The organism is Frankia tisae (assembly GCF_025403405.1).
GTDB lineage: Bacteria > Actinomycetota > Actinomycetes > Frankiales > Frankiaceae > Frankia > Frankia tisai.
Genome location: NZ_JANEZT010000741.1, coordinates 1 through 937, shown reverse-complemented (window position 1 = coordinate 937; position 937 = coordinate 1). Strand labels below are relative to the sequence as shown.

Annotated in this window: 1 protein-coding gene; it reads right to left on the bottom strand. The window is 76.8% G+C overall.

The window, feature by feature from the left end; genetic code table 11:
• The coding region (locus tag NBZ85_RS31435) for a WD40 repeat domain-containing protein (RefSeq protein ID WP_261563460.1) at positions 1 to 937 on the bottom strand (937 nt) is incomplete at both ends.

Here is a 937-nt window from a genome sequence, read left to right as displayed (position 1 = left end):
CGGTGGCGGTGCGGTCGCCGCTGCCGGTGGCCAGCAGGGTGCCGTCGGGGCTGAAGTCGACGGCGTGCACGGCACGGCGATGGTCGGTGATCTCGGCGAGGACGGTTTCGGTGGTGGGGTCGGCCACCGAGTAGACCCGCACCGTGCGGTCCTTGCCGGCGACGGCGAGCAGGTCGCCATCCGGGCTGAACGCCACGGTGAACACTGGTCCGCGGGCACCGGTCAGGGTGACCGTGGCGCTCGGGTGGGTCGGGTCGGCGAGATCCCACAGGATGACGGTGCGGTCCTCGGCGCCGGTGGCCAGCAGGGTGCCGTCGGGGCTGAACGTCACCGCCCGCACGGCGCTGCGATGCCCGGCGAGGATCGCCGCGCGCCGTGGCACCCCCGGCTCGGCGAGGTCCCACAGCAGCACCGCCCGGTCGTCGCCGGCGGTGGCCAGCAGGGTGCCGCCGGGGCTGAACCCGAGGTCGTGCAGGTAGCCGCGGTGGCCGGTCAGCGTCATCAGCGCCACCGGGTGGGCCGGGTCGGCGACCTGCCACAGCACCGTGGTGCCCGCGTCGCCGGCGGCGGCGAGGATCCGCCCGTCGGGGCTGAACGTCACCGCCCGCGCCCACTCCTGGTTGATCCGCCGGCCGTAGCCGACGGCGGCGATCAGGCGCGGGGCGTCGGGGAACGCCGCCTGCCACAGGCGCACGGTGGTGTCGGTGCCGGCGGTGGCGACCAGCGCGGCGGTCGGGCTGAAGGCGACGCTCATCGGATGGCCGCGGTCCTCGCCCAGGACCGCCAGGCGACGGGCGGCGGACAGGTCGCGGGCCGCGCCGCGGGTGCGCCGTTCACCGGCGCCGGTGAACGTCGCACCGCCCGCGGGTGCGCCGGTATGGCCGCCCGCCGGCGGGGCGATCGGGGGTCGTCCGCTGTCGGGGGCGCTGAACGTGGT